The sequence below is a fragment of the Pseudomonas sp. AC242 genome (genome assembly GCF_979258655.1).
The window spans coordinates 5,135,603-5,161,248 of record NZ_OZ409873.1; the positions used below are offsets into that span (position 1 = coordinate 5,135,603).

21 protein-coding genes and 1 pseudogene are annotated in these 25,646 nt (G+C 60.2%); 8 read left to right on the forward strand and 14 right to left on the reverse strand.

The genetic code is table 11. From position 1 onward, the window contains the following. Nucleotide 1: 1 nt before the first annotated feature. A complete protein-coding gene (locus ACZZ0A_RS23080; RefSeq protein ID WP_463543776.1) occupies nucleotides 2-637 on the forward strand; it encodes an RNA polymerase sigma factor in 636 nt (211 codons plus the stop codon). Next, a complete protein-coding gene (locus tag ACZZ0A_RS23085) occupies nucleotides 634-1,308 on the forward strand; it encodes an anti-sigma factor (protein WP_463543777.1) in 675 nt (224 codons plus the stop codon). The genes ACZZ0A_RS23080 and ACZZ0A_RS23085 overlap by 4 nt, the downstream gene beginning before the upstream one ends. A gap of 261 nt (nucleotides 1,309-1,569) precedes the next feature. Here ACZZ0A_RS23085 and ACZZ0A_RS23090 read toward each other — a convergent pair. Then, nucleotides 1,570-1,641 (reverse strand): annotated as a pseudogene (locus ACZZ0A_RS23090) (hypothetical protein); the annotation flags it as partial. A 241-nt stretch (nucleotides 1,642-1,882) separates the two neighbouring features. On the opposite strand from ACZZ0A_RS23090, the gene ACZZ0A_RS23095 reads away from it, so the two are divergent. Continuing rightward, complete coding sequence (locus ACZZ0A_RS23095; RefSeq protein WP_007909992.1) at nucleotides 1,883-2,107, forward strand: hypothetical protein; 225 nt, start codon at nucleotides 1,883-1,885, stop codon at nucleotides 2,105-2,107. A gap of 37 nt (nucleotides 2,108-2,144) precedes the next feature. Further along, nucleotides 2,145-2,357 (forward strand): cold-shock protein, encoded by a 213-nt coding sequence (locus ACZZ0A_RS23100; RefSeq protein WP_007909991.1) that lies wholly within the window; start codon nucleotides 2,145-2,147, stop codon nucleotides 2,355-2,357. 71 nt (nucleotides 2,358-2,428) lie between these two features. Here ACZZ0A_RS23100 and fdhA read toward each other — a convergent pair whose 3' ends face one another. From fdhA to ACZZ0A_RS23140, 8 genes are all read right to left on the reverse strand, one after another. Beyond that, nucleotides 2,429-3,628, reverse strand: a complete 1,200-nt coding sequence (gene fdhA, locus ACZZ0A_RS23105; RefSeq protein ID WP_463543778.1) for a formaldehyde dehydrogenase, glutathione-independent — start codon at nucleotides 3,626-3,628, stop codon at nucleotides 2,429-2,431. Between the two features lie 200 nt (nucleotides 3,629-3,828). Further along, nucleotides 3,829-4,686: a formyltetrahydrofolate deformylase gene (gene purU, locus ACZZ0A_RS23110; protein ID WP_007909989.1), complete on the reverse strand. Its 858-nt coding sequence runs from the start codon at nucleotides 4,684-4,686 to the stop codon at nucleotides 3,829-3,831. A 221-nt stretch (nucleotides 4,687-4,907) separates the two neighbouring features. After that, entirely contained in the window at nucleotides 4,908-5,540 is a 633-nt protein-coding gene (locus tag ACZZ0A_RS23115) for a sarcosine oxidase subunit gamma (RefSeq protein WP_008086919.1), read from the reverse strand. 132 nt (nucleotides 5,541-5,672) lie between these two features. Beyond that, entirely contained in the window at nucleotides 5,673-8,690 is a 3,018-nt protein-coding gene (locus ACZZ0A_RS23120) for a sarcosine oxidase subunit alpha (protein WP_007913126.1), read from the reverse strand. After that, on the reverse strand, nucleotides 8,687-9,016 hold the full coding sequence (locus tag ACZZ0A_RS23125; protein ID WP_007913119.1) for a sarcosine oxidase subunit delta: 330 nt from the start codon (nucleotides 9,014-9,016) through the stop codon (nucleotides 8,687-8,689). The genes ACZZ0A_RS23120 and ACZZ0A_RS23125 overlap by 4 nt, the downstream gene beginning before the upstream one ends. A 14-nt stretch (nucleotides 9,017-9,030) precedes the next feature. Further along, complete coding sequence (locus ACZZ0A_RS23130) at nucleotides 9,031-10,281, reverse strand: sarcosine oxidase subunit beta (protein ID WP_003206307.1); 1,251 nt, start codon at nucleotides 10,279-10,281, stop codon at nucleotides 9,031-9,033. 20 nt (nucleotides 10,282-10,301) lie between these two features. Next, nucleotides 10,302-11,555, reverse strand: coding sequence for a serine hydroxymethyltransferase (locus ACZZ0A_RS23135; RefSeq protein ID WP_007913117.1), 1,254 nt, complete (start codon nucleotides 11,553-11,555; stop codon nucleotides 10,302-10,304). 285 nt (nucleotides 11,556-11,840) lie between these two features. After that, nucleotides 11,841-12,551 (reverse strand): TraX family protein, encoded by a 711-nt coding sequence (locus ACZZ0A_RS23140; RefSeq protein ID WP_414915581.1) that lies wholly within the window; start codon nucleotides 12,549-12,551, stop codon nucleotides 11,841-11,843. A gap of 126 nt (nucleotides 12,552-12,677) precedes the next feature. Here ACZZ0A_RS23140 and ACZZ0A_RS23145 point away from each other — a divergent pair, with 126 nt between their 5' ends. The 3 genes from ACZZ0A_RS23145 (at nucleotide 12,678) to ACZZ0A_RS23155 (ending at nucleotide 15,530) form a co-directional block, all read left to right on the forward strand. Beyond that, a complete protein-coding gene (locus ACZZ0A_RS23145; protein ID WP_007913115.1) occupies nucleotides 12,678-13,718 on the forward strand; it encodes a threonine aldolase family protein in 1,041 nt (346 codons plus the stop codon). A 315-nt stretch (nucleotides 13,719-14,033) separates the two neighbouring features. Further along, nucleotides 14,034-14,567 carry an REP-associated tyrosine transposase gene (locus ACZZ0A_RS23150; protein ID WP_414893084.1) on the forward strand — a complete coding sequence of 178 codons (534 nt, stop codon included), beginning with the start codon at nucleotides 14,034-14,036 and terminating at the stop codon, nucleotides 14,565-14,567. 138 nt (nucleotides 14,568-14,705) lie between these two features. Beyond that, nucleotides 14,706-15,530, forward strand: a complete 825-nt coding sequence (locus tag ACZZ0A_RS23155) for an SDR family oxidoreductase (protein WP_447787361.1) — start codon at nucleotides 14,706-14,708, stop codon at nucleotides 15,528-15,530. Nucleotides 15,531-15,848: 318 nt separating this feature from the next. On the opposite strand, the gene gbcB is transcribed toward ACZZ0A_RS23155, so the two are convergent. Continuing rightward, nucleotides 15,849-16,949: a glycine-betaine demethylase subunit GbcB gene (gene gbcB, locus ACZZ0A_RS23160; protein ID WP_007911227.1), complete on the reverse strand. Its 1,101-nt coding sequence runs from the start codon at nucleotides 16,947-16,949 to the stop codon at nucleotides 15,849-15,851. A 297-nt stretch (nucleotides 16,950-17,246) separates the two neighbouring features. Between gbcB and gbcA the strand changes: the two genes are divergently transcribed. Beyond that, nucleotides 17,247-18,542, forward strand: a complete 1,296-nt coding sequence (gene gbcA, locus ACZZ0A_RS23165; RefSeq protein WP_095112747.1) for a glycine-betaine demethylase subunit GbcA — start codon at nucleotides 17,247-17,249, stop codon at nucleotides 18,540-18,542. Nucleotides 18,543-19,472: 930 nt separating this feature from the next. Here gbcA and etfB read toward each other — a convergent pair. From etfB to dgcA, 4 genes are all read right to left on the reverse strand, one after another. Further along, nucleotides 19,473-20,243: an electron transfer flavoprotein subunit beta gene (etfB, locus tag ACZZ0A_RS23170; RefSeq protein WP_463543779.1), complete on the reverse strand. Its 771-nt coding sequence runs from the start codon at nucleotides 20,241-20,243 to the stop codon at nucleotides 19,473-19,475. Nucleotides 20,244-20,252: 9 nt separating this feature from the next. Then, nucleotides 20,253-21,473 carry an electron transfer flavoprotein subunit alpha gene (gene etfA / locus ACZZ0A_RS23175; protein WP_447787362.1) on the reverse strand — a complete coding sequence of 407 codons (1,221 nt, stop codon included), beginning with the start codon at nucleotides 21,471-21,473 and terminating at the stop codon, nucleotides 20,253-20,255. Beyond that, complete coding sequence (dgcB, locus tag ACZZ0A_RS23180) at nucleotides 21,473-23,422, reverse strand: dimethylglycine demethylation protein DgcB (RefSeq protein WP_095112750.1); 1,950 nt, start codon at nucleotides 23,420-23,422, stop codon at nucleotides 21,473-21,475. The genes etfA and dgcB overlap by 1 nt, the downstream gene beginning before the upstream one ends. 163 nt (nucleotides 23,423-23,585) lie before the next feature. Further along, nucleotides 23,586-25,646 carry a dimethylglycine demethylation protein DgcA gene (gene dgcA / locus ACZZ0A_RS23185; protein WP_007911244.1) on the reverse strand — a complete coding sequence of 687 codons (2,061 nt, stop codon included), beginning with the start codon at nucleotides 25,644-25,646 and terminating at the stop codon, nucleotides 23,586-23,588.

Below are 25,646 nucleotides of genomic sequence, written 5' to 3' on the forward strand. Positions count from 1 at the left end.
GATGAATGGCACAACCGCTGTCGCTGAACTAGCCTGTGAACAGTCCGAGTCTCGCCCTCGCGCGCTCACTCTTGCCTGGAGAGTTGTCATTTCCATCGCCGACGCCGATCAGCTGCGACAGTTGTTGGCCCAGTGTTCACTGGGTGATCGTCGCGCCTTCGAAACGCTGTACCGCAGCGTCGGCCCGCGCTTGCACGGCGTGGCTTTGTGCTTCATGGGGCGCGCCGATCTGGCCGAGGAAGTGTTGCAGGAAAGCTTCGTGCGCATCTGGAACAACGCCTCGCGCTACGACTCGCACCTGTCAGCGCCGCTGACCTGGATGATCAACATCACCCGCAATCAGGCCATCGATCAATTGCGCAAACACCGTGACCGACCGCTGACCGATCTCGAACAGGACACACTGACGGACGAAAGCCCCTCGCCTCACGACCAACTGAACAGCGCCCGCGAGGCCAACGCGCTGAACCGCTGCCTTGAAACCCTCGACGGCATGCAGCGCCAGTCGATCACGGTGGCCTACTTTCAGGGATTGTCGTGCACGGAACTGGCCGAACACCTGGCCACGCCACTGGGAACGGTGAAATCCTGGATCCGCCGTGGCATGGAACGTCTGCGCCGGTGCCTTGAATCATGAACTACCAGACCCCTGCCCTGCGCCGCGCCCTTGCTGCCGATTACGCGATCGGGTTGATGGCTGCGCCGGCGCGGCGGCGGTTTGAACAATTGCTGCTGGACAACGCTGTGTTGCGAGCTGAAGTGGCGCAATGGCAGGAAAGCCTCGCCTCTCTCACCGAAACGCTGCCGGAACATCCGGTGCCCGATCGCGTCTGGCATGGCATCACCGCGCGAATCGAACCGCAAGTGCTGCATGTGCCCGAGAAGCGACCGTTCTGGAACTGGCTGCGCGTCACCGCTGCGCTGTGTTCAATCGTGGTGCTGGTCCTCCTCGGCTCGCTCTACAACCGCGACGACGCCCGCTACCACGCCACCCTGCTGACCGCCAATGCGCAACCGGCGCTGAAGGTCGAGGCGCATGCGGATTATCTGCAAGTCGAACCGCTGACACTGACAGCGGTTGATGCGGATCATAGCCTGGAGTTGTGGGCGATTCCGGCGGATGGCAAGCCGATTTCGCTGGGTGTGATTCCGGCGGGGGGCAAAGGCAAGGTTGAGTTGAGTGAAGCGCAGAAAGCCTTGATCGGCAAACCGATTGCGCTGGCGGTAAGTCTTGAACCTAAAGGTGGTTCGCCAACTGGGCAGCCGACTGGGCCGGTGCTGTATCAAGGGGCGTTGGCGGCCTTGTAAAGCCCCTCACCCTAGCCCTCTCCCAGAGGGAGAGGGAACTGACCGAGGTGTCTGGCGCCATACATCGACCTGCCACACCGCGTCGATTATGGATTCACAGCGGTATTTTCAGGTCGGCGTAAATTGTGAGCATCCCTCGTTCGGCCCCCTCTCCCCCCGGGAGAGGGCTGGGCGGGCGGCGTTCCGATGAGGGTAGCTTTTGACCTTGGCTCTAAAAAAAACGGCGACCCTGAAGTCGCCGTTTTGTATCGAGCTTAAGCCTTACGCCGCACTAAACAACTTATGCGGATCAATCACAAACTTCTTCGGCACGCCCGTATCGAACTCGCCATACCTTCCAGCGCCTGATCAAGGCTGACCTACCCGCAAGACTTCAAATTCGCGAAACAACCCGAGGGCTGAGATCTTTTTAGGTCGTTAATTGCTTGTCATGCAAATCAATATTTCAAAAAGAACTAAACACCTGTCAGATCTGACAGGTGTCTAGCGATCCAGGCTGGAATAAGCTGCTGGTGTGTCAATTGTTCGAAGAAAGCGAGGTGCAACTAACGGTCATTCAACGGGAGATACGGTGATGGAAAAGCAACTCAGTCCGCGCGATCAACTGCTCGAATCAGATGTCCCGCCGATCATCTTTTGCATCAGCCCGGACGATCCGATCATTAAATACATCAAAGCGGGGCAGAAGGTTACTTATGATCTTGTGCGTGGTGATAACGGTCAATATTACGCAGTCGATATAAAACTGGCTCAGGACGAGGACTTTCTCAAACATCCTCATTCTTCTGTTGTTTTGTAAATGTTTTCACCAATCAATCGAAGCGGGAAGCAAAGACATGGCAGGTAAAGAGAGAGGCACGGTCAAGTGGTTCAACGATGAAAAGGGGTTTGGTTTCATCACGCCGAAGAATGGCGGCGATGACCTCTTCGTTCATTTCAAAGCAATCAAGGCTGATGGGTTCAAGACTCTGAAGGAAGGACAATCCGTTAGTTACATTTCTGCTAAAGGGCAGAAAGGAATGCAAGCAGAAGAAGTTGAAATTGAGTAAAAGCGGAAGGAAATTCCCGCCCCCCATGAAAAACGGCGCCTCAATGGCGCCGCTTTCTATTGCGTAAAACCTTACGCCGCACTAAACAACTTATGCGGATCAATCACAAACTTCTTCGGCACCCCCGCATCGAACTCGCCGTAACCTTCCGGCGCCTGATCCAGACTGATCACCTGCACCCCCACCACTTCGGCGATGTTGATGCGATCCCACATGATCGCCTGCATCAGTTGACGGTTGTACTTCATCACTGGCGTCTGGCCGGTGTGGAAGCTGTGCGACTTGGCCCAGCCCAGACCGAAGCGAATGCTCAGGCTGCCCATTTTTGCGGCAGCGTCCACCGCACCTGGATCTTCGGTGACGTACAGGCCTGGGATACCGATCTTGCCGGCCACACGCACCACGCCCATCAGCGAGTTGAGCACGGTGGCCGGCGCTTCGGCTTTTACGCCGTCGTGACCATGGCCGCGAGCTTCGAAACCAACACAGTCCACCGCGCAATCCACTTCCGGTTCACCCAGCAGTGCGGCGATCTGTTCGTGCAGCGGCGTGTCCTTGGACAGGTCGACGATTTCAAAACCCTGCGCCTTGGCGTGGGCCAGGCGGATGGTGTTGACGTCGCCGATGATCACTACCGCAGCGCCGAGCAGGCGTGCGGAAGCGGCAGCGGCCAGGCCGACCGGGCCAGCGCCGGCAATGTAAACGGTGCTGCCCGGGCCAACGCCCGCTGTCACTGCGCCGTGATAACCGGTCGGCAGGATGTCGGAGAGGCAGGTCAGGTCACGGATTTTCTCCATGGCCTTGTCGCGGTCCGGCAGTTTCAGCAGGTTGAAGTCCGCATATGGCACCAGCACGTATTCGGCCTGGCCACCGGTCCAGTCGCCCATGTCGACGTAACCGTAAGCGCCACCGGCACGGGCCGGGTTGACGGTCAGGCAGACGCCTGTGTGTTGCTCTTTGCAGGAACGGCAGCGCCCGCAAGCGACGTTGAACGGCACGGAAACCAGATCACCGATTTTCAGGTTTTCGACGTCGGAGCCTTTTTCGATCACCTCGCCGGTGATCTCGTGACCCAGCACCAGACCGGTCTGCGCCGTGGTACGGCCGCGCACCATGTGTTGGTCGGAGCCACAGATATTGGTGGAAATCACTTTGAGAATGACCCCGTGCTCGATCTTGCGACCGCGCGGGTCCTGCATTTTCGGATAGTCGATTTTCTGTACTTCGACCTTGCCAGCGCCGAGATACACCACACCACGATTGCCAGACATGCTTTCACCTCGCTGTTGTTTTTATGGAACCGCGTTGCCCAGGCAGGCAGCGCGTTGAGTGCTCGGGTACAGATGCTGTTTATGTGTTGCCTGTCAGGGCCTCATCGCTGGCAAGCCAGCTCCCACAGGGATTTGTGTCGTTTACAGAATCAAAATCCAACACCGAATCCTGTGGGAGCTGGCTTGCCAGCGATGGCGATCTAGAGAACGACCGTACGATTGGCGTTGAGAAACACCCTCCGCTCAATGTGATACCCAACCGCCCGCGCCAGCGTCAGGCCTTCAATATCGCGGCCCTTGGCAATCAGATCCTCAGGGTAATGACTGTGATCCACCGCCTCGACGCCCTGGGCAATGATTGGCCCTTCATCCAGATCGTTATTGATGTAATGCGCCGTCGCGCCGACCAGTTTCACGCCCTTGTTGTAGGCCTGGTGATAGGGCTTGGCGCCCTTGAAACCCGGCAGCAACGAGTGATGAATGTTGATCGCCTTGCCATCGAGCTTGCGGCACAGCTCCGGCGACAGCACCTGCATGTAGCGGGCGAGGATCACCAGTTCAGCGCCGGACTCTTCGATCACCTGCCACACCTGACGCTCCTGCGACGGCTTGTCGTTGGGGTCGAGGGGGAAATGGTAGTAGGGAATCTGGTGCCAGTCGGCCAGCGGTTTGAGATCCGGGTGGTTGGAGACCACTGCCGCTACGTCCATCGACAACTGGCCGATGCGCTGACGGTAGAGCAGGTCGTTGAGGCAGTGGTCGGCCTTGGAGACCATGATCACCACTTTCGGCCGGTAGTTCGGCGCGGTCAGCTCGAAGATCATGCCGAAGGCCTGGCCGCGTTCGGCTAAGCCTGCGCGGAAGGACTTTTCGTCGAAGCCGTCGGGCTGGCGGAATTCCACGCGAATGAAGAAACGCCCGGAGAGGCGGTCATCGAACGAGTGGTGCTCGGTGACGTAGCAGCCCTGCTCGAACAGAAAACGCGTGACCGCGTCCACGGTGCCGAGGACGCTGGGGCAGTCGGCGGTCAGAATCCATGTGTCTGGGGCGCGGCTCATGGTGCGGTGACTCCTGTTCTTTGTGCGGGGTGTCTGGGGAATTTTTGCCCCTCACCCTAGCCCTCTCCCGGAGGTAGAGGGGACTGACCGAGGTGTTGTTTCGAGCTACGCCGACCTGAAATATCGCGGCGAACTCAGGCTCGAAAACTACACAAATCTGCTCCCTTTCCCCCTCTCCCCCCTGGGGGAGAGGGCTGGGGTGAGGGGGTGGCTTTTGATCTTCAGGCCTGAACGCTCAACCCGTACTCAGCCGAAGCATCCTGCAACCACAACCACCAGTAATCCGAAAAGCTACGACGAATCAGCAGTTCCCAAGTGTCTTCAGCGGTATGGCGAATCATCAACTGCGATTTGGCGAACACCGTGCCGACCGCTTTACCGACCGGGAAGTTGTTCGGGTGCACGTCGTAGCTGGTGGATTTCATCAGCACCTGACGTACGTTCGGCCCGCTCAATTCGAGCACTTGCTGGCCGCCGCTGACGTTGACGATTGCGATGTGCAGATCGCCCAGCGCTTCGCGCAGTTTCTGTTCGGCAGCGAACTCTTCACCGCTTGGCACGATCAGCAGCCACTCATCCGGGCCCATCCATTGCAGGCTGGTTTCACCCTTGACGATGACGCTGAGAGCGCCGGGCAGTTCGATACCCAAGGCTTTGTGCACGCCAGCGGCGAAGGCTGCATCGTGGCCATCACCACGGATGGTCAGGTGACCGAGGAGTTTCTTTTCCCGCACGATCACGCCGGCGTTCTTGCGGCCCTTGCCGACCAGGCTGGCGAGGTCGGCATGGTGCAGCGACGACTCGGCCTTGGCGCCAGTGGTCGGGCGTTGTTGGTAAACATTGGCTGTGGTCATAAAGCACCTTCCTGAATTCTTGATCGTTCCCACGCTCTGCGTGGGAATGCCGCCATGGACGCTCTGCGTCCGCTCTTGGGACGCAGAGCGTCCCGGGATGCATTCCCACGCAGAGCGTGGGAACGATCAGTGTCAGATGTTCTGGCGATCACCCTTCGGATCGAAGAACACCGAAGAAACAATCTCCGCCTCGATCACGCTACCGTCGGCCAGCGGTGCAAACACCCGCTCACCGAGGCGCTTCAGACCGCCCTTGACCACACCCATGGCAAACGAATAACCGAGGGAGTTGTGCGCGTAGCTGGAGGTCACGTGGCCGACCATGGTCATCGGGATCGTCTGCTTGGTGTTGAACACCAGTTGCGCGCCTTCCGGCAGCCACACGTTAGGATCGATCGGCTTCAGACCGACCAGTTGCTTACGCTGATCCTTCACGCAGTCTTCACGGTTCATGCCACGCTGGCCGATCCACGAGAACGGTTTGGTGCGGCCCACACACCAGCCCATGTTCAAGTCGTCCGGGGTCATCGAGCCGTCAGTGTCCTGGCCGACAATAATGAAACCCTTCTCGGCACGCAGGACGTGCATGGTTTCAGTGCCGTACGGGGTCAGGTTGTATTGCTTGCCGGCCTCGACGATTTTCTCCAGCACGCCCATCGCGTAGTCGGCCTGGACGTTGACTTCGTACGACAGCTCACCGGTGAACGAGATACGGAACACCCGCGCCGGCACGCCGCCGACCAGACCTTCTTTCCAGGTCATGAACGGGAACGCTTCGTTGCTCAGATCAATGTCGGTCACGGCGCTGAGCAGCTTGCGGCTGTTCGGCCCGGACAGGGTCATGGTTGCCCAGTGGTCGGTGACGGAGGTGAAGTAGACCTTCATGTCCGGCCATTCGGTCTGGTGGTACAGCTCCAGCCACTGCAGCACGCGAGCCGCGCCGCCGGTGGTGGTGGTCATGACAAAATGGTTGTCCGCCAAGCACGCCGTCACACCGTCGTCGAAGACCATGCCGTCTTCTTTGCACATCAAACCGTAGCGCGCCTTGCCCACGTCGAGTTTGGTCCAGGCGTTGGTGTACACGCGGTTGAGGAACTCGCGGGCATCCGGGCCTTGGATGTCGATCTTGCCGAGGGTCGAGGCGTCGAGCAGGCCGACGCTGTCGCGCACGGCTTTGCATTCACGCTTCACCGCTGCATGCAGGTCTTCACCGTTTTTCGGGAAGTACCATGGACGTTTCCACTGGCCGACGTCTTCAAACTCGGCGCCGTTCTTCACATGCCAGGCATGCAGCGCGGTGTGGCGCACCGGTTCGAAAATGTGCCCACAGTGACGACCGGCCACGGCGCCGAAGGTCACCGGCGTGTAGTTCGGGCGGAACATCGTGGTGCCCATCTGCGGGATGGTCACATTCAGCGAACGGGCAGCGATGGCCAGACCGTTAACGTTGCCGAGCTTGCCCTGATCGGTGCCAAAGCCCAGCGCGGTGTAGCGTTTGACGTGCTCGACCGACTCGAAACCTTCGCGGGTTGCCAGTTCGATCGCCGCAGCGGTCACGTCGTTCTGCAGGTCGACGAATTGCTTCGGCGCCCGTGCGGTGTTCTTTTCATGCGGCACCTGGAACAGCGCCAGCGTCGGTTCTTCGTGACGGCTCAGGGCTTTCGGCAACACGCCTTCGACGGTCTGGAAACCGGCTTCAGCGGCAGCACGCACGCCACCTTCAAAACCGTCAGCCAGCGAATCGCCGAGACCGTAAACGCCGTTGATGCCACCGACGCACACGCGTTTCTGCGGCGCTTCGCCCGGTACAAAACCGAGGATGTCTTCGCGCCAGGTCGGCTTGCCACCGAGGTGCGAAGCCAAGTGAACAACTGGGCTGTAGCCGCCGGAGCTGGCAACCACATCACAGTCGAGCCACTCGCCAGGACTGGTCACGGCGTGCGCTTTAACATCAATCGCCGCCACGCGGGCAGCAGTCACACGCTTGCTGCCACGGGCTTCGATCACGGCGCTGCCGGTGAGGATGCGGATACCTTTGGCACGCGCTTCTTCCACCAGCGCACCACGCGGATTGCTACGGGCGTCAGCGATGGCGACCACTTGCAGACTGGCGTCGAGCCAATCCAGCGCCACGCGATAAGCGTGATCGTTGTTGGTCGACAGCACCAGTTTCTTGCCCGGTGCTACGCCGTAGCGGCGCACGTAAGTCGACACCGCACCGGCGAGCATGTTGCCCGGCACGTCGTTGTTGCCGTAAACCAGCGGACGCTCGCAAGCACCGGTCGCCAGCACCACACGCTTGGCGCGGACACGGTGAATACGCTGACGCACCTGACCGATTGGCGCACGGTCACCGAGGTGATCGGTGAGGCGTTCGTGAATGGTCAGGAAGTTGTGGTCGTGGTAACCGTTGACCGTGGCGCGCGGCAACAGCAGCACGTCCGGAGTGTTCTTCAGTTCCGTGATGACGCTGGCGACCCAGTCCATCGCCGGTTTGCCGTCGAGGCTTTCGCGCGAGTCGAGCAGGCTGCCGCCGAACTCTTCCTGCTCATCGGCAAGGATCACTCGGGCACCGCTGCGCGCTGCGGCCAGGGCAGCGGCGAGACCGGCCGGGCCGGCGCCGACGATCAGCACGTCGCAGTGCTGGTTCATGTAGTCGTAGGTGTCCGGATCGACTTCGGTCGGCGAACGGCCGAGGCCGGCAGCCTTGCGAATGTACTTCTCGTAGGTCATCCAGAACGATTGCGGGTACATGAAGGTTTTGTAGTAGAAACCCGGCGGCATCAGCTTGCCGCCGACCTTGCCGAGAATGCCCATCATGTCGTTATTGACGCTCGGCCAGCCGTTGGTGCTGGTCGCGACCAAACCTTGATACAGCGCCTGTTGCGTGGCGCGCACGTTGGGGATTTGCGTGGCTTCGGTCGCACCGATCTGCAGCACCGCGTTCGGCTCTTCGGCACCGGCAGCGAAGATCCCGCGAGGACGCGAGTACTTGAAGCTGCGGCCGATGATGTCGACGCCGTTGGCGATCAGTGCGGCGGCCAGCGAGTCACCCTCGAAGCCTTTGTAGCTCTGACCGTTGAAGGTGAAGCTCAGCACTTTGTTGCGGTCGATCCGTCCACCGTTGGACAGGCGATTGGTCTGGCTCATACCTTCTCTCCCAGCGCCGTCGTGGCTGTTTTCGCCGAATCAGCCTTGTCGGTGAATTGCGGCTTGGTGCCGATCTTGTAGGTTTCGAGAATCTCGTAGGTCACGGTGTCGCGGGTGACGTTGAAGTACTGACGGCAACCGGCGACGTGATCCCACAACTCGTGGTGCAGACCACGGGGGTTATCGCGGAAGAACATGTAGTCGCCCCACTCCTCGTCAGTGCAAGCGCCAGGGTCGAGCGGGCGCGGAATGTGCGCCTGACCGGATGCGTGGAATTCCTCTTCGGAGCGCAACTCGCCGCAGTGAGGACAGAAGATATGCAACATGGGGATTTCTCCTGTTAGTGGGCAACCGCAGCAGCGCCGTGTTCATCGATCAACGCACCGTTGTGGAAACGGTCGATGGAGAAAGGTGCGGCCAACGGGTGCATTTCACCCTTGGCCAGACTCGCGGCAAACACGTTGCCCGAGCCAGGTGTGGCCTTGAAGCCACCGGTGCCCCAACCGCAGTTGAAGAACATGTTCGGTACCGGGGTTTTCGAAATGATCGGGCAAGCGTCCGGGGTGGTGTCGACGATGCCGCCCCACTGGCGGTTCATGCGTACGCGCGACAACACCGGGAACATCTCGACGATCGCTTGAATGGTGTGTTCGATCACCGGGTACGAACCGCGCTGGCCGTAGCCGTTGTAACCGTCGATACCGGCGCCGATCACCAGGTCGCCCTTGTCGGACTGGCTGATGTAACCGTGTACGGCGTTGGACATGATCACGCTGTCGATAATCGGCTTGATCGGCTCGGACACCAGCGCTTGCAGCGGGTGGGATTCGATCGGCAGACGGAAACCGGCCAGTTTGGCCATGTGCCCGGAGTTACCGGCCGTGACCACGCCGACGCGCTTGGCGCCGATGAAACCCTTGTTGGTTTCAACACCGATGCACACGCCGTTTTCCTTGCGGAAACCGATCACTTCGGTCTGCTGGATCAAGTCCACGCCCAAGGCGTCGGCGGCACGGGCAAAGCCCCAAGCCACGGCATCGTGACGGGCGACGCCGCCGCGACGCTGCACGGTCGCGCCCATCACCGGGTAGCGGGTGTTTTTCGAGCAGTCGAGGTACGGAATCTCGTCAGCGACTTGCTTGGCGTTGAGCAGTTCGCCATCAACGCCATTGAGGCGGTTGGCGCTGACCCGACGCTCGGAATCACGGATGTCCTGCAGGGTGTGGCACAGGTTGTAAACGCCACGCTGGGAGAACATCACGTTGTAGTTGAGATCCTGCGACAGGCCTTCCCACAATTTCATCGCATGTTCGTAGAGGTGCGCCGACTCGTCCCACAGGTAGTTGGAGCGAACGATGGTGGTGTTGCGCGCGGTGTTACCGCCGCCCAGCCAGCCCTTCTCGACCACGGCGACGTTGGTGATGCCGTGCTCTTTCGCGAGGTAGTAAGCGGTCGCCAGACCGTGCCCGCCGCCGCCGACGATGACCACGTCGTAGACCTTCTTCGGCGTTGGCGTGCGCCACATGCGCTGCCAGTTTTCGTGGTGGCTGAGGGAGTGTTTGAAGAGGCCGAAGCCCGAATAGCGTTGCATAGTCAGTTACTCCAGAACACTCAGCGATAAACCGGGAAGTCTGCGCACAGGGCCGACACTTGCTGGGCAACATTGGCCTCGACATCGGCATCGCCGAGGTTGTCGAGGATGTCGCAGATCCAGCCAGCCAACACTTCGCACTGGGTCACCTTGAAACCGCGCGTAGTGACAGCCGGGGTGCCGATGCGCAGGCCCGAGGTCACGAACGGCGATTGCGGGTCGTTCGGCACGGCGTTCTTGTTGACGGTGATGTGTGCACGGCCAAGGGCGGCGTCGGCGTCTTTGCCGGTCAGGCCCTGACGGATCAGGCTGACCAGGAACAAATGATTGTCGGTGCCGCCGGACACTACATCGTAGCCACGTTTGATAAACACGCTGGCCATCGCCTGAGCGTTGTCGATCACTTGTTGCTGATAAGCCTTGAAGCCCGGCTCCAGCGCTTCTTTGAAGCACACGGCTTTACCGGCGATGACGTGCATCAGCGGGCCGCCCTGAGCGCCGGGGAACACCGCGGCGTTGAGCTTCTTCTCGATCTCTTCGTTGGACTTGGCCAGGATCAGCCCGCCCCGTGGACCGCGCAGGGTTTTGTGCGTGGTGGTGGTGACCACGTCGGCGTACGGCAGCGGGTTCGGGTACAGACCGGCAGCGACCAGACCGGCGACGTGGGCCATGTCGACGAACAGCAGCGCGCCGACTTTGTCAGCAATCTGACGGAAGCGCGGGAAGTCCAGAGTCTTCGAGTAAGCGGAGAAACCGGCGACGATCATTTTTGGCTTGGATTCGACGGCCAGACGCTCGACTTCGTCGTAATCGATCAGCCCGGTGTCGGTGTTGATGCCGTACTGCACGGCGTTGTAGAGCTTGCCCGAGGACGACACTTTGGCGCCGTGTGTCAGGTGACCGCCGTGGGCCAGGCTCATGCCGAGGATGGTGTCGCCTGGCTGGATCAGCGCCAGGTACACGGCGCTGTTGGCCGAAGAACCGGAATGCGGCTGGACGTTGGCGTAATCGGCGCCGAACAGTTGCTTGGCGCGTTCGATGGCCAGCGCTTCAACTTTATCCACATGCTCGCAGCCACCGTAGTAGCGCTTGCCCGGGTAGCCTTCGGCGTATTTGTTGGTCAGGCCGCTGCCTTGCGCTTGCATGACGCGTTTGCTGGTGTAGTTCTCCGACGCGATCAGCTCGATGTGATCTTCCTGACGTTGCTCCTCGGCATTCATCGCCGCCAGCAGTGCATCGTCGTAACCCTGGATCTGGTCTTGCTTGCTGAACATCGCGTCTCTCCCAGCGGCATCTGTGCGCCATTCGTCTCGGTAAGGCACTGGCAATGAAGGCAGTGCCCTTTGATGCCGATGGTATGACCGGCGCAGACAGCTCAAATGCCTGCGCGCGCCACGCAAAGGTGCGTTTACGACATGGCCGGAAATGCGTTTTCCAGACTCGATCTCGAAAACACTGGAGAACCCTGTGGGAGCTGGCTTGCCAGCGATGGCGGCGGCACATCCGGCATTGATGGTGGCTGACCCACCGCTATCGCTGGCAAGCCAGCTCCCACAGGGTCATGCGGCAACTTGGCGGATAAGTAGCAGCAGGAGGAAATGTGTGGGGTAGAGGGCGTAAGCCCAACGGCGCATGGGGGGTGGCTGGAGATGTCGTGCATGTCGCAACAGGAACATTCCGAGCAGTGGCGCGAACAGGCAGGTGGCAATGCCGAAAATGGCAACGCTATTACCGAAGATTGCCGATTCATACAGCACTTGCCATTGGTTGGCCGCCAGACACACCAACCCCGGCAAAAGGCTGAAATACCACGACCGACGAAACACCAATAGCATCGCCAGCGGCAGCAAAACGCCGAAGAACCCGAACATCAGTCGCTCCGGAAAAACAGCGGCCAGCACCAGCGCCGCAACGCCCAGCAATCGCGACATGATCGAGGGATCCTGCCACCCCCGCGCCACCAGCAACCCCAGCGCCAGCGTCGGCATCACATTCAACGTATCGGGCTCAGGAATGTACAACCGGTAAGGAATTTCACTCACCGCACTGAACAGCAACAACCAGCCCAGGTAGCGCCATTCCGTCTTCTGCGAACCATCACGCGCCAGATTCGCCGCCATCGCCAGACAAAACCACGGAAACGCCAACCGTCCTGGCACATACAGCCAATCGACGGAAAAGCCGACATATCGCAGGTGATCGAACAACATGCTCAGCAGCGCCAGCCACTTGAGCAGATCCAGTGCGCCGTCGCGTTTGCTCAGGTGCATAATCGTCCTACAAACTGGTAATTTCCTGAACGTGACATCCCGTGTGCTCCCCGGAAGATCTTCGGTAAAGTGCGCACCCTCATTGACCACGAGCCTTCACAAGAGTCTCGACCACGGAAGCCGGCCATGACCGACAAGAGCCAACAATTCGCCAGCGACAACTATTCCGGAATCTGCCCTGAAGCCTGGGCTGCAATGGAACAGGCCAACCACGGCCACCAACGCGCTTATGGCGACGATGAATGGACCGCTCGCGCGGCCGACCATTTCCGCCAATTGTTCGAAACCGACTGCGAAGTGTTCTTCGCCTTCAACGGCACCGCCGCCAACTCGCTGGCCCTGTCGTCGCTGTGCCAGAGTTACCACAGCGTGATCTGCTCGGAAACCGCCCACGTCGAAACCGACGAATGCGGCGCCCCGGAATTCTTCTCCAACGGCTCGAAACTGCTGATCGCCGGCACCGAAAACGGCAAGATCACCCCGCAATCGATCCGCGAAGTCGCGCTCAAGCGCCAGGACATTCACTACCCGAAACCGCGCGTGGTCACGCTGACCCAGGCCACTGAAGTCGGCAGCGTCTACACCCCGGAAGAAGTCCGCGCCATCAGCGCCACTTGCAAAGAGCTGGGCCTGCACCTGCACATGGACGGCGCGCGCTTCTCCAACGCCTGCGCCTTCCTCGGCTGCTCCCCGGCCGATCTGACCTGGAAGGCCGGTGTTGATGTGCTGTGCTTCGGCGGCACGAAAAACGGCATGGCCGTGGGTGAAGCGATTCTGTTCTTCAACCACAAACTGGCCGAAGACTTCGATTACCGCTGCAAACAGGCCGGGCAACTGGCGTCGAAAATGCGCTTCCTCTCGGCACCGTGGGTCGGCATCCTCGAAAACGACGCCTGGCTGAAATACGCCCGCCACGCCAACCACTGCGCGCAGCTGCTGGCTGAACTGGTCAGCGACATTCCCGGCGTCGAACTGATGTTCCCGGTGCAGGCCAACGGCGTGTTCCTGCAACTGTCCGAGCCGGCCATCGCCGCGCTGACCGCGAAGAACTGGCGCTTCTACACCTTCATCGGCAAGGGCGGCGCACGCTTCATGTGTTCCTGGGACACCGAAGAAGAACGCGTCCGCGAACTGGCCCGCGACATCCGCGAAGTCATGTCCGCCTGACCTGACGTCAGACCCACTGATCGTTCCCACGCTCCGCGTGGGAACGCCTCTAGGGACGCTCCGCGTTCCCGCCTCACCACTGTCGACATGCTTAACACCGCTATAACGCAGAGCGTCGACGGCTGCATTCCCACGCAGAGCGTGGGAACGATCTTCGATCGGGAATGATTCTTCCCACCGCAACACCAGACTTCCCCTATATCGCGAATATCCCATCCGCCTCACCCTGATCGTTCCCACGCTCCGCGTGGTAACGCATCCCGGGACGCTCCGCGTTCCATTCCCGTCGCACCGCAAGATTCAAGGAAGAATCCCATGGGCCGCAGCCGCTACACCATTACCGAAACCGACAAACCGCATTTTCTGACTTGCACGATCATGGAATGGTTGCCGTTATTCATCCGCCCCTACATCGTCGACCATCTGCTCAACTGCTGGCGTTATCAACAGACCCACCATCACTTGAAGCTGTACGGCTACGTGATTCTGGAAAACCATCTTCACTTCGTCGCTCAGGCGCCCGACCTGAGTAAATGTCTCAGCCAATTCAAATCTTTCACCGCGCGACAAATCATCGATGATCTGCAAAGCAAAGGTGCAGACAAAGCCCTGCAACGTCTGCGCTTTAGCAAACGTGCGCACAAGCAAGACCGGGTTTACCAGTTGTGGCAAGAAGGCTCCCACGCAGAGATGGTTTATAGCGAATCAGTCATGCGCCAGAAGCTTGAATACATCCACAACAACCCGGTGAAACGCGGGTATGTGGATTTGCCAGAGCATTGGCGTTATTCGAGTGCCAGGGACTACGCGGGAACGCCGGGGCTGATCGAAGTTCAGCGCTGGTATTGATGGTACGCAGAGCGTCCCGGGCTGCATTCCCACGCAGAGCGTGGGAACGATCATGACAGAGAAAGTGTTAACTCTTCTGCCTGGTCTACATTGTCTGTCGAGCCCTCCGCTCACATAACAATAAGAAGGAGCATCGGCATGTCGTTACAAGGCAAAACCCTGTTCATCACCGGCGCCAGCCGTGGCATTGGTCGTGAGATTGCGCTGCGTGCCGCGAAGGACGGGGCCAACATAGTGATTGCGGCGAAAAGTGCCGAACCCCACGCCAAGTTGCCCGGGACCATTCACAGCGTCGCGGCTGAAGTCGAGGCGGCTGGCGGTAAGGCTTTGGCGCTGCAAGTGGACGTGCGTGATGAAGACGCGGTGCGTCAGGCACTTGCCCAGGCCAACGAGCACTTCGGCGGCATCGATGCACTGGTGAACAACGCCGGGGCTATCAAGCTCACCGGTGTGCAGCACATCGAACTCAAGCGTTTCGACCTGATGCACCAGATCAACACCCGTGCGGTGTTGCTGTGCAGTCAGGCCGCCCTGCCCTACCTGAAGAAATCCGCCGGGCACATTCTCAATCTGTCGCCGCCACTGAATCTGGCGAGCAAGTGGTTTGCGCAGTTCAGTCCGTACACCGTGACCAAGTACGGCATGAGCATGCTGACGCTGGGAATGAGCGAGGAATTTGCCAGTTACGGGATCAGCGTCAATTCGTTGTGGCCGCAGACGATGATTGCCACGGCGGCGATCGAGTTTCAGCTGGGTAATCGGGAGTCGTTCAAGCAGGCGCGTCTGCCTTCGATCATGGCGGATGCGGCGCATGTGATTCTGGATAGCAGCGGGCGGCAGATTACCGGGCGGTTGTTGATTGATGAGGAAGTTTTGCGTGAGAGCGGTGTGACGGAGTTTGATCATTATCGGTTTGATCGGGAAAGCGAAGCGGCGTTGATGCCGGATTTGTTTGTTGACTGAAATAGCCCCTCACCCTAGCCCTCTCCCAAAGGGAGAGGGGACTGATCGGGGGATATTTAAGAATTACGCCGACGTGAAACTACTTTGCCGAATCCATAATCGATAAGGTCGTTCAGGTCGATGCAGAACGCCAGACACCTCCGTCGACCCCTCTCCCTCAGGAGAGGGAACTGATTGGGGAATGCTCGAGGAATACGCCGACCTGAAACTGCTTTACCGAATCTATAGTCGATAAGGTCGTTCAGGTCGATGTAGAACGCCAGACACCTCGGTCGGACCCCTCTCCCTCTGGGAGAGGACTGGGGTGAGGGTTACCGATCAGAAATCGATACGCACATCCCCCTTCGGCACACTGCAGCACGACAAGATAAACCCTTCGGCCTCGTCGTCCTCGGTAATCCCGCCGTTGTGCTCCATCTCCACCTCACCGCCCAGCTTCAGCACCTTGCACGTCCCGCAAATGCCCATACCGCACGCCTTCGGAATCATCAGCCCCAGCTTGGCGGCCGCCGCATGCACGGTCTCGCCCGGTGCCACGCGAATGCTCTTGCCAGACGAAGTGAATTCGACCTGATGCAGATCCGCCGCATCGATTTCCGGTGCATCCGCAGCCTGCTCGGCCTGTTCGACCGCATCGGCACGGGCTTCCGGCGGCGTGGCGCCGAAGGATTCCTCGTGATAACGCGACATGTCGTAACCGGCCACTTCGAGCAGGCGCTTGACCGCGTTCATGTACGGCGTCGGGCCGCAGCAGAACACTTCGCGCTCGAGGAAGTCCGGCACCATCAATTCGAGCATCTTGTGGTTCAGGTAACCGCGATACCCGGCCCACGGCTCACCCAAGCCATGTTTCTCGCAAATCAGGTGCAGGCTGAAGTTGTCGATCCGCGACGCCATGTGTTCCAGCTCACGGTGGTAAATGATGTCTTTCGGCGAGCGCGCGCTGTGGATAAAGGTCATGTCGACGTTGGCGTTGGTGTCGTAGAACCAGCGCGCCATCGACATGCACGGCGTGATGCCGACGCCGCCGCTCAGATACAGCACTTTCGGGCTCGGGAAGTCGATGGCATTGAACAACCCGACCGGCCCGTGCACCGCCAACTCTTGCCCCTCATGAAGCGTGTCGTGCAGCCAGTTGGAGACCTTGCCGCCCGGCACCCGTTTGATTGTCACCGAAAAGCTGTACGGCACCGACGGCGAACTGGAGATCGTGTACGAGCGCATGATCGGCTGGCCTTCGATTTCCAGCTCCAGGGTGACGAATTGCCCGGGCTTGAAGAAGAACAGGATCGGCTGATCAGCCATAAAGCAGAAGGTGCGCACGTCCCAGGTTTCCTGGATGACTTTGACGCAACGGACGATGTGTCGGCCATTGGCCCAGGTCTGGGTGGTGACCGGATTCAGGAAGCTGTTGGACATGCTGTTCTCCACGGCCGACTGTCGGCCTCATGTCGGCGATTCTGCGTATAGCGCGAACCGCCCGTTTACCTATCCGCGACATCGGCATACTTATCGCGACCAGCCCCCAACCACCGGGGGTTGCGCGTCGGGAACAGATTGCACCATGTCGCCCATGGATAAGGTTCGCGGCAGCGCCGGCCCCACACTCGCCCCAACACCAAGACAGATTCTTTACACCTTGCGTAGCAACCGTTAGCAGCACACCTGATCAGCCACTTTTCGCCGGCCACGCAGATGGCCATGAGGATCACATCGATGGACGTCACCGCAAAAATCAGCCTGGGCGATCCGCTGGAACCCGCACGCAAGGCCACCGCACAAATGCTCCAGGAGCGCGAGCGCACGTTTTCGCTGCCGCAACCGTTCTACAGCGATGAGCGGCTGTTCGATATCGACATGCAGGAGATCTTTCAGAAAGAGTGGTTGATCGCCGGCATGACCTGCGAAATCCCGGCCAAGGGCAACTACCTGACCCTGCAGGTCGGCAAAAACCCGATCATCGTCATTCGTGGCGCCGAAGGCGTGGTGCACGCGTTCCACAACGTCTGCCGCCACCGTGGCTCGCGTCTGTGCACCAGCGAAAAAGGCAAAGTCGCCAAACTGGTCTGCCACTACCACCAGTGGACCTATGAACTGGACGGACGCCTGCTGTTCGCCGGCACCGAAATGGGCGCCGACTTTGACATGAAGCAGTACGGCCTGAAACCGGTGAACGTGAAGACTGCCGGCGGCTACATCTTCATCAGCCTGGCGGAGAATCCGCCGGCCATTGATGACTTCCTGTCGACGCTGAACCATTACATGGAACCGTACGACATGGAGAACACCAAGGTGGCGATCACCACCACCTTGATGGAAAAGGCCAACTGGAAACTGGTGCTGGAAAACAACCGCGAGTGCTACCACTGCAACGCGTCGCACCCGGAACTGCTGAAAACCCTGCTGGAATGGGACGACGTCACCGACCCACGCGCCGATCAGGCGTTCAAGGATCACGTCGCCGCCTCCGCCGCTGCCTGGGAAGCCGAAAAGATCCCCTACGCCCACGCCAGCTTCGGCCTGCGCAACCGCATCGTGCGCATGCCGCTGCTCAAGGGCACCGTGTCGATGACCCTCGACGGCAAACAGGGCTGCGCGAAACTGATGGGCCGCATCAAGAACCCGGACCTCGGCTCGATGCGCATCCTGCACCTGCCGCACTCGTGGAACCACTGCATGGGCGACCACATCATCGTCTTCACCGTGTGGCCGATCAGCGCGCAGGAAACCATGGTCACCACCAAATGGATCGTGCACAAGGATGCGGTTGAAGGCGTCGACTACGACGTCGAGCGCATGCGTCAGGTGTGGGATGCGACCAACGATCAGGATCGTCGACTGGCCGAAGAGAACCAGCGCGGGATCAACTCTACCGCCTACCAGCCTGGGCCTTACTCCAAGACTTATGAGTTTGGCGTGGTCAACTTCGTTGATTGGTACAGCGAGCGCCTGCTGAGCAACCTTGGCGCCGAGCCTGCACCGTACCTCAAAGGCGTCCCTGTCCAAGGCTAAAAGCAAAAGCTTCGCGAGCAGGCTCACTCCTACAGGGGAACGCATTCCAATTGTAGGAGTGAGCCTGCTCGCGATAGCTATTTCACATTCACCACATCCCTGAACCTTGATTGCACAAATTCTGATCAACCACCCCACACCCCATACCCACCAAGCCCCCCAGCCTTCCGCAAACAAGTTATCCACATAGCCACCCACAGCAAATGGGGGTAACTGTGGATGAACGAAAAAATAACTGACTGATTTGTGAAGAAAAATCGTGACTTATCCAGAATCACGGTTTGCAAGGCGCATTGGTTGATTTTTGATCACACTCTTGTAAGCCACGTTCTGTATGGCCCGTAGAGGATGACGAACACGTTATCCACAGAAGCGCCAACAGAGTTCGGGGGTAACTTTGCCTTGTCTGTGGAAAAGCGTTGGAGGCTGTGTGAAATCGAGGTTTGCGCGGGAATTGAGTCCGGAAACTGACGAATTGACTGTTTTTTGATCATCCCTTCGAAAGCCACGGTTTGTATGGTCCTCAGCGGATAGCGAACATCTTATCCACAGAAGCGCCAACAGAGATTGGGGGCAACTTATTCAGTTATCCAAGATAAAAAGCCCAGAAAATCCGTGACTTAGGCTGGTTGTTTTTTGATCGGAGAGCTGTAGGGCTTGATTGACGTGGGGTGCAGAGAGGGGTGAACACGTTATCCACAGTTCCGCCAACAGGGATTGTGGGTAAACACTCCCCCTCACCCCAGCCCTCTCCCTCCGGGAGAGGGAGCCGACCGAGGTGTATTGGAAAAGTGCAGCGACATGCGACTTTGCGGTGTCCTTAGCTTGGCCAAACCTGAGTTCGCGCAGATCTTTCAGGTCGATGTAACGCTTGAGCGCGCCACCGTAGGTCCCCTCTCCCTCTGGGAGAGGGCTAGGGTGAGGGGCTTTTCAGCGAACCACACCTTCTTCAATCAGCAGCCTGAGGATCGCTTCAGCGCCAGCCTGTGCGGTAACACCTTTGAGCACCTGCCCACCGCCGCCACTGGCCTTGGCCGTCGCGGCCTTCATCCGGTCCGCCCCGCTTTTGGCCTTGATCACCTTCAAGCGTTTCGGCCGCGGTTTGGCCGCCTGCAAAGTAGCCACCGACAACAGCTCATCGTCCACCACTTCGACGTCGTCAGCCTGCAAGACCCCGCGCCGCGCCGGACCATAAGCACTCTGCCGAGGCTTCGGCGCAGCGTTATCCACAGTCGCCAGAAACGGCAGCTTCACCTTCAACCGGCGCCGCTGCCCACGCGGCAACGCTTGCAGCACCAGCGCCGAACCGTCATTGATCGACTCGACCTGCGCCAGCCCGACCACCAACGGCCAACCCAGTCCTTCGGCAAGCAAAAACGGCAGCATCCCCGACCCTTCACCGGTTTCCGCCTGGCTGCCGGTCAGCACCACCTGCGCACCGGCATCGCGCAGATACGCGGTCAGCGCCGGCAGCGCATCGGCGCCAGCCGGTTGCTCCAGCACGTGCATCTGCTCAAGACCCATACCCAGATAGGCCCGCAACGCCGGTTCCGCGACGTCGCCGGCATGCAGCACTTGCAGGTTATCCCCAGCCAGTTGCAGGCCCAGTTCCACGGCGCGCGCGTCCTGGTCGGCGCGACGTGGCCGGCCCGAAGTCGGGTGGGCGCCGATGGAAACCAGACTGATAACTTTCGTGTTCATAGCGTTTCCTTAAGCCGCATCGCGCTTGGCTTCGTTGCGGTAAGCCGCGACCGCTTCGATCAGCGCTCGCAGAATCTCTGCGCTCTCGCCGATCACCGAGAGGTCGGCGCGCTTGATCATGTCGCAACCCGGATCGAGGTTGATTGCCACGACCTTGTCGCAGGCGCCGATGCCTTGCAGATGCTGGATTGCGCCGGAGATACCAACAGCCACATAAACCCGTGCGGTGACCCAGGTGCCGGACGCACCGACCTGGCGATCACGGGCCATGAAGCCATCATCCACTGCAACGCGGGAAGCGCCTTCGGTAGCGCCGAGTGCCGCCGCCGTTTGGTGAAACAACTGCCAGTCCTTGACGCCGTTGCCGCCGGAGAAAATGAACTCCGCTTCGGCCATCGGAATCGCTGCCGGGTCCACCGCCACCGCACCGAGATCTTCGATCCGCGACAGGCTGCGCGCGACGCTTGTGGATAACTCCACCGGCAACGCTTCGTGGCGAGTTTCGCTGACCGGCTCGGCGCATTCGGCCGCAGCCAGAATCAATCGTGCGACGGGACGCGCGAGGTCTTGCAGCCCGGCGCCCGCGCGGCCAATGCACTCCTGATCCTTGACCTGCCAGACCCGCGTCGCCGGACGCTCGCCGAGTGCAGCGGCAAAACGTCGACCGAGTTCACCGCCACCGCTGCGACTGTCCGGCAGCAGCCAGTGACGTGGGTTGAACTGGTTATCCACAGCGCGCAAGCCCTGCACGCGCTGTTCCGGTGCATAACCGCTGAACTCTTCACCCTCAAGCACCAGCAAGCGATCTACGCCAGCAGTCGCGAAAGCATTTTCCTTGTGCTCGCCAAAGACCACCGCCAACACCGCACCATCAGTGCCAGCGAGTTGATGGGCAAGGCCGAGCAAATCACGGTCGTGACTGCTCAAGCGGCCGCCGACCATGTCCGGCACCACGGTGATATAGAACGCCGGGGCTGGCACTTGATGCAGCGGCAGTTGCACTTCCACAGCAGCCGAACGTTTGACCGCCCCGCCCTGCTGCGCGCCGCTGCGGTCGATACGCTTGATGCCGTTGGGGCCGATAAAACCGATGCCGTGCAGATTCTTGCGGATGATGCCGTTGGGCCCCATCCAGCTGTGTTGTGCCGGTTGCATGGCCGCGTGCAGTGGGTGCAGGCGGTTACGCGCAATCCATTCGGCGCGTGGGTCGCGGCGGATAATGTCGCTCATCAGTGGGCCTCCGCAGGTTCACGTTTGGCCGGGGTGGCAGGCTTGTTCGGCGCGGCGTCTTCGAGCAGCGCGTCGGCCACCAGTTCGGCGATGTCCTTGATCAGCGGACGCGGTTCGACCACGCCTTCGAGCATCGCCGTGCACTGTGGACAACCCACCGCCACCAGTTCGGCGCCGGTCTCGCGGATATCTTCCATGCGCATATCAGGAATCCGTTGCTTACCCGGAATGTCGGTGATCGGCGCCCCGCCACCACCGCCGCAGCAGCGCGAACGGAAACCGGAACGTTGCATCTCTTTGACTTCAATACCGAGCGCACGCAGCACTTCGCGCGGCGCTTCGTACTCGCCGTTGTAACGACCGAGGTAGCACGGGTCGTGATAGGTCACGCTGTTGCCTTTGTGCTGACCGAGGTTCAACGCACCGGCCTGAATGATTTCCGCCATGTAGGTGCTGTGGTGTTGCACCAGGTAGTTGCCGTCGAACGCGCCGTACTCGTTTTTCAGCACGTGGAAGCTGTGCGGATCGCAAGTGACGATGCGGTTGAAGCTGTATTTGGCCAGAGTCTGGATGTTGCGTTTGGCGAGCAACTGGAAGGTCGCTTCATCGCCAAGACGCCGGGCGACGTCGCCGCTGTCACGCTCTTCGAGACCGAGTACGGCAAAGTCGATTTTCGCCGCTTTCAGCACTTTGACGAAGGCGCGCAGGGTGCGCTGATTGCGCATGTCGAAGGCACCGTCGCCGACCCAGAACAGCACGTCGGTGGATTTCTTTTCGCTGAGCAGATTGAGGTTCAAATCCGCCGCCCAGTTCATCCGCCCGCCCGGAGCAAAACCGCCCGGGTTGTCGGTGGCGATCAGGTTTTCGAGGACTTCGGCGCCCTTGTTCGGCGTCGCGCCTTTTTCCAGGGTCAGGTGCCGGCGCATGTCGACGATGGCGTCGACGTGCTCGATCATCATCGGGCACTCCTCGACGCAGGCACGGCAGGTGGTGCACGACCACAGGGTTTCGGCATCGACCAGACCGTTGACGATCGGTTGATGTGGATTGCCCGAGTGTTCGCCCACAGGCTTGCCGGGATAAGGGCTACCGGCGAACTTGGCGTCAGTGCCACCGGCGAGACCGACGACCATGTCCTGAATCAGCTTTTTCGGGTTCAGCGGCTGGCCGGCAGCAAAGGCCGGGCACGCCGCTTCGCATTTGCCGCACTGCACGCAGGCGTCAAAACCGAGCAACTGGTTCCAGGTGAAATCCTTGGGTTTCTCAACACCCAATGGTGCGCTCGGATCGTTCAGATCCAGCGGCTTCAAACCGGTGGAACGGCCGCCGCCAAAACGTTCGGCGCGACGGTGCCAGGCCAGGTGCAAGGCACCGGCAAAGGCATGTTTCATCGGCCCGCCCCAAGTCATGCCGAAGAACAGTTCCGACACGCCCCACAGCACGCCAATTCCGAGGATGACCGCGAGCACCCAGCCGCCAAAGTTCTCCGGGAGGATTCCGGCCACCGGCAGGGTCAGCAGAAAGAACGACGCCGAGAACGCCAGCAGGCTTTTCGGCAGGCGCATCCACGGGCCTTTCGACAGCCGCGCCGGCGGATTGCGCCGACGCAGGTAAACGAAAATCGCGCCGACGAACATCACCGCCGTCATCAGCAGCAAGGCGTAACCGAGGATGCGGTTATGCAGGCCGAAACCGTGGACCAGCAGCGCCAGCACAATCGACGCCACCGCTCCGCCCGCTGTCGCGACGTGGGTGTTGGCAATGTATTTGTCCCGCGCCACTACGTGGTGCAAATCGACCATGTAACGCTTGGGCATGGCCAACAGGCCGCCGATCAGATCGACCTTCGAGGCCCGGCCCCGGCGCCACATGGCCACCCGCCGCAACGCGCCGAGGACACCAAGGCCCAGAGCGGCGAACAACAGGATTGGAAGAAGGGTGTTCAACATGGTGAAGCTCCCACCAGTACAACCTGGAGAAACACGGCGTTCAATGATCGTTCCCACGCTCTGCGTGGGAATGCATGCCGGGACGCTCCGCGTCCCAAGCGGACGCAGAGCGTCCATTGCGGCATTCCCACGCAGAGCGTGGGAACGATCGGTTCACTAGCCCTTAGAAATCCTTGCAGAGCCGCAGGGCGTCATAAATGGCGGCGTGGGTGTTGCGCTGCGCCACGCAGTCGCCGATGCGGAACAACAAGTAGCCGTCGCCCGCCTCGCTCAGCGAAGGTTGCGGCTGGATCGCGAACAACGCCTCGACGTCGATTTGGCCCTTGTTGCGCGAACCCTCTTTGAGCGCGTAGTAGATTTCCTCATCCGGACGCACGCCGTTTTCCACCACCACCTGATCGACCACCCGCTCCTCTTTGGCGCCGGTGTATTCGTTCTCCAGCACCGCGACCAGTTTGTCGCCTTCGCGGTAGACCTTCTCCAGCATCATATCGCCGGTCATGATCACTTCTTTCGGGTACATGCTGCGGTAGTAGGTCGGGAACGACGTACCGCCGATGGCCACGCCCGGTTTGATATCGTCAGTGACGATCTCGACCTGGCTGCCTTTGTCGGCGAGGAAGTCAGCAACCGACATCCCGGTGAACTCGCAAATGGTGTCGTAGACCAGCACGTTCTTGCCCGGCGCAACCTTGCCGTCGAGCACGTCCCAGCTGCTGACCACCAGCCCTTCGGCGGCGCCCCAGTGCTCGTTCTGTTCCAGATACGGATGCCCGCCGACCGCCAGCACCACTACGTCCGGACGCAGGTCCATGATGGTGTCTGCGTCGGCCGCCGTGCCCAGACGCAGATCGACTTTCAGCCGCGCCAATTCCAGCTGGAACCAGCGGGTGATGCCAGCGATCTGGTCGCGCTGCGGCGCTTTCGACGCGGTGGTGATCTGCCCGCCGATGAATTCCTTCTTCTCGAACAGGGTCACGTCGTGGCCACGCTCGGCGGCAACGCGGGCCGCTTCCATCCCGGCCGGGCCGGCACCGACGATCACAACCTTGCGTTTCGGACCGGTGGATTTCTCGATGATGTGCGGCACGCCCATGTACTCACGGGACGTTGCGGCGTTCTGGATGCACAACACGTCGAGGCCTTGATACTGGCGGTCGATGCAATAGTTGGCGCCGACGCACTGTTTGATCTGGTCGATCTGGCCCATCTTGATCTTGGCGATCAGGTGCGGGTCAGCGATGTGCGCGCGGGTCATGCCGACCATGTCGACGTAACCGCCCTCAAGAATCCGCGTGGCCTGGTTCGGGTCCTTGATGTTCTGTGCGTGCAGCACCGGCACCTTCACCACTTCTTTGATCCCGGCGGCCAGATGCAAGAACGGCTCCGGTGGATAACTCATGTTCGGAATCACGTTGGCCAAGGTGTTGTGGGTGTCACAACCCGAGCCGACGACGCCGATGAAATCGAGCATGCCAGTGTCGTCGTAATACTTGGCGATCTGCTTCATGTCCTCGTGGGACAAGCCGTCCGGGTGGAACTCGTCACCGCAGATGCGCATGCCCACGCAGAAGTCGTCACCGACCTCGGCGCGCACGGCTTTCAGCACTTCCAGGCCGAACTTCATCCGGCCTTCGAAGGTGCCGCCCCATTCGTCGGTACGCTTGTTGACGCGCGGGCTCCAGAACTGGTCGATCATGTGCTGGTGCACCGCCGACAGTTCAACGCCGTCAAGACCACCGGCCTTGGCCCGGCGCGCGGCCTGGGCGTAGTTGCCGATGACCCGCCAGATTTCTTCCGGCTCGATGGTTTTGCACGTGGCGCGGTGCACCGGTTCACGGATGCCCGACGGCGACATCAGGGTCGGCCAGTGGAAACCGTCCCAGCGCGAGCGCCGGCCCATGTGGGTAATCTGAATCATGATCTTGGCGCCGTGCTTGTGCATGGCGTCGGCCAGATTCTGGAAGTGCGGGATGATGCGGTCGGTCGACAGGTTGACCGAACTCCACCACTGCTGCGGGCTGTCGATGGCGACCACGGAGGAGCCGCCACAGATCGCCAGGCCGATGCCGCCCTTGGCTTTCTCTTCGTAATATTTGACGTAGCGCTCGGTGGTCATGCCACCGTCAGTCGCGTAGACCTCGGCGTGCGCGGTGCTGAGCACGCGGTTGCGGATGGTCAGTTTGCCGATCTGGATCGGCTGGAACATTGCTTCGAAAGCCAT

What these genes read in the sequence shown, in the direction of transcription:
- ACZZ0A_RS23080 (WP_463543776.1), top strand. Translation starts at nt 2, where the DNA reads ATGAATGGCACAACCGCTGTCGCTGAACTAGCCTGTGAACAGTCCGAG.
- ACZZ0A_RS23085 (WP_463543777.1), top strand. Translation starts at nt 634, where the DNA reads ATGAACTACCAGACCCCTGCCCTGCGCCGCGCCCTTGCTGCCGATTAC.
- ACZZ0A_RS23095 (WP_007909992.1), top strand. Translation starts at nt 1,883, where the DNA reads ATGGAAAAGCAACTCAGTCCGCGCGATCAACTGCTCGAATCAGATGTC.
- ACZZ0A_RS23100 (WP_007909991.1), top strand. Translation starts at nt 2,145, where the DNA reads ATGGCAGGTAAAGAGAGAGGCACGGTCAAGTGGTTCAACGATGAAAAG.
- fdhA (WP_463543778.1), bottom strand. Translation starts at nt 3,628, where the DNA reads ATGTCTGGCAATCGTGGTGTGGTGTATCTCGGCGCTGGCAAGGTCGAA.
- purU (WP_007909989.1), bottom strand. Translation starts at nt 4,686, where the DNA reads ATGAGCCGCGCCCCAGACACATGGATTCTGACCGCCGACTGCCCCAGC.
- ACZZ0A_RS23115 (WP_008086919.1), bottom strand. Translation starts at nt 5,540, where the DNA reads ATGACCACAGCCAATGTTTACCAACAACGCCCGACCACTGGCGCCAAG.
- ACZZ0A_RS23120 (WP_007913126.1), bottom strand. Translation starts at nt 8,690, where the DNA reads ATGAGCCAGACCAATCGCCTGTCCAACGGTGGACGGATCGACCGCAAC.
- ACZZ0A_RS23125 (WP_007913119.1), bottom strand. Translation starts at nt 9,016, where the DNA reads ATGTTGCATATCTTCTGTCCTCACTGCGGCGAGTTGCGCTCCGAAGAG.
- ACZZ0A_RS23130 (WP_003206307.1), bottom strand. Translation starts at nt 10,281, where the DNA reads ATGCAACGCTATTCGGGCTTCGGCCTCTTCAAACACTCCCTCAGCCAC.
- ACZZ0A_RS23135 (WP_007913117.1), bottom strand. Translation starts at nt 11,555, where the DNA reads ATGTTCAGCAAGCAAGACCAGATCCAGGGTTACGACGATGCACTGCTG.
- ACZZ0A_RS23140 (WP_414915581.1), bottom strand. Translation starts at nt 12,551, where the DNA reads ATGCACCTGAGCAAACGCGACGGCGCACTGGATCTGCTCAAGTGGCTG.
- ACZZ0A_RS23145 (WP_007913115.1), top strand. Translation starts at nt 12,678, where the DNA reads ATGACCGACAAGAGCCAACAATTCGCCAGCGACAACTATTCCGGAATC.
- ACZZ0A_RS23150 (WP_414893084.1), top strand. Translation starts at nt 14,034, where the DNA reads ATGGGCCGCAGCCGCTACACCATTACCGAAACCGACAAACCGCATTTT.
- ACZZ0A_RS23155 (WP_447787361.1), top strand. Translation starts at nt 14,706, where the DNA reads ATGTCGTTACAAGGCAAAACCCTGTTCATCACCGGCGCCAGCCGTGGC.
- gbcB (WP_007911227.1), bottom strand. Translation starts at nt 16,949, where the DNA reads ATGTCCAACAGCTTCCTGAATCCGGTCACCACCCAGACCTGGGCCAAT.
- gbcA (WP_095112747.1), top strand. Translation starts at nt 17,247, where the DNA reads ATGGACGTCACCGCAAAAATCAGCCTGGGCGATCCGCTGGAACCCGCA.
- etfB (WP_463543779.1), bottom strand. Translation starts at nt 20,243, where the DNA reads ATGAACACGAAAGTTATCAGTCTGGTTTCCATCGGCGCCCACCCGACT.
- etfA (WP_447787362.1), bottom strand. Translation starts at nt 21,473, where the DNA reads ATGAGCGACATTATCCGCCGCGACCCACGCGCCGAATGGATTGCGCGT.
- dgcB (WP_095112750.1), bottom strand. Translation starts at nt 23,422, where the DNA reads ATGTTGAACACCCTTCTTCCAATCCTGTTGTTCGCCGCTCTGGGCCTT.
- dgcA (WP_007911244.1), bottom strand. Translation starts at nt 25,646, where the DNA reads ATGGCTTTCGAAGCAATGTTCCAGCCGATCCAGATCGGCAAACTGACC.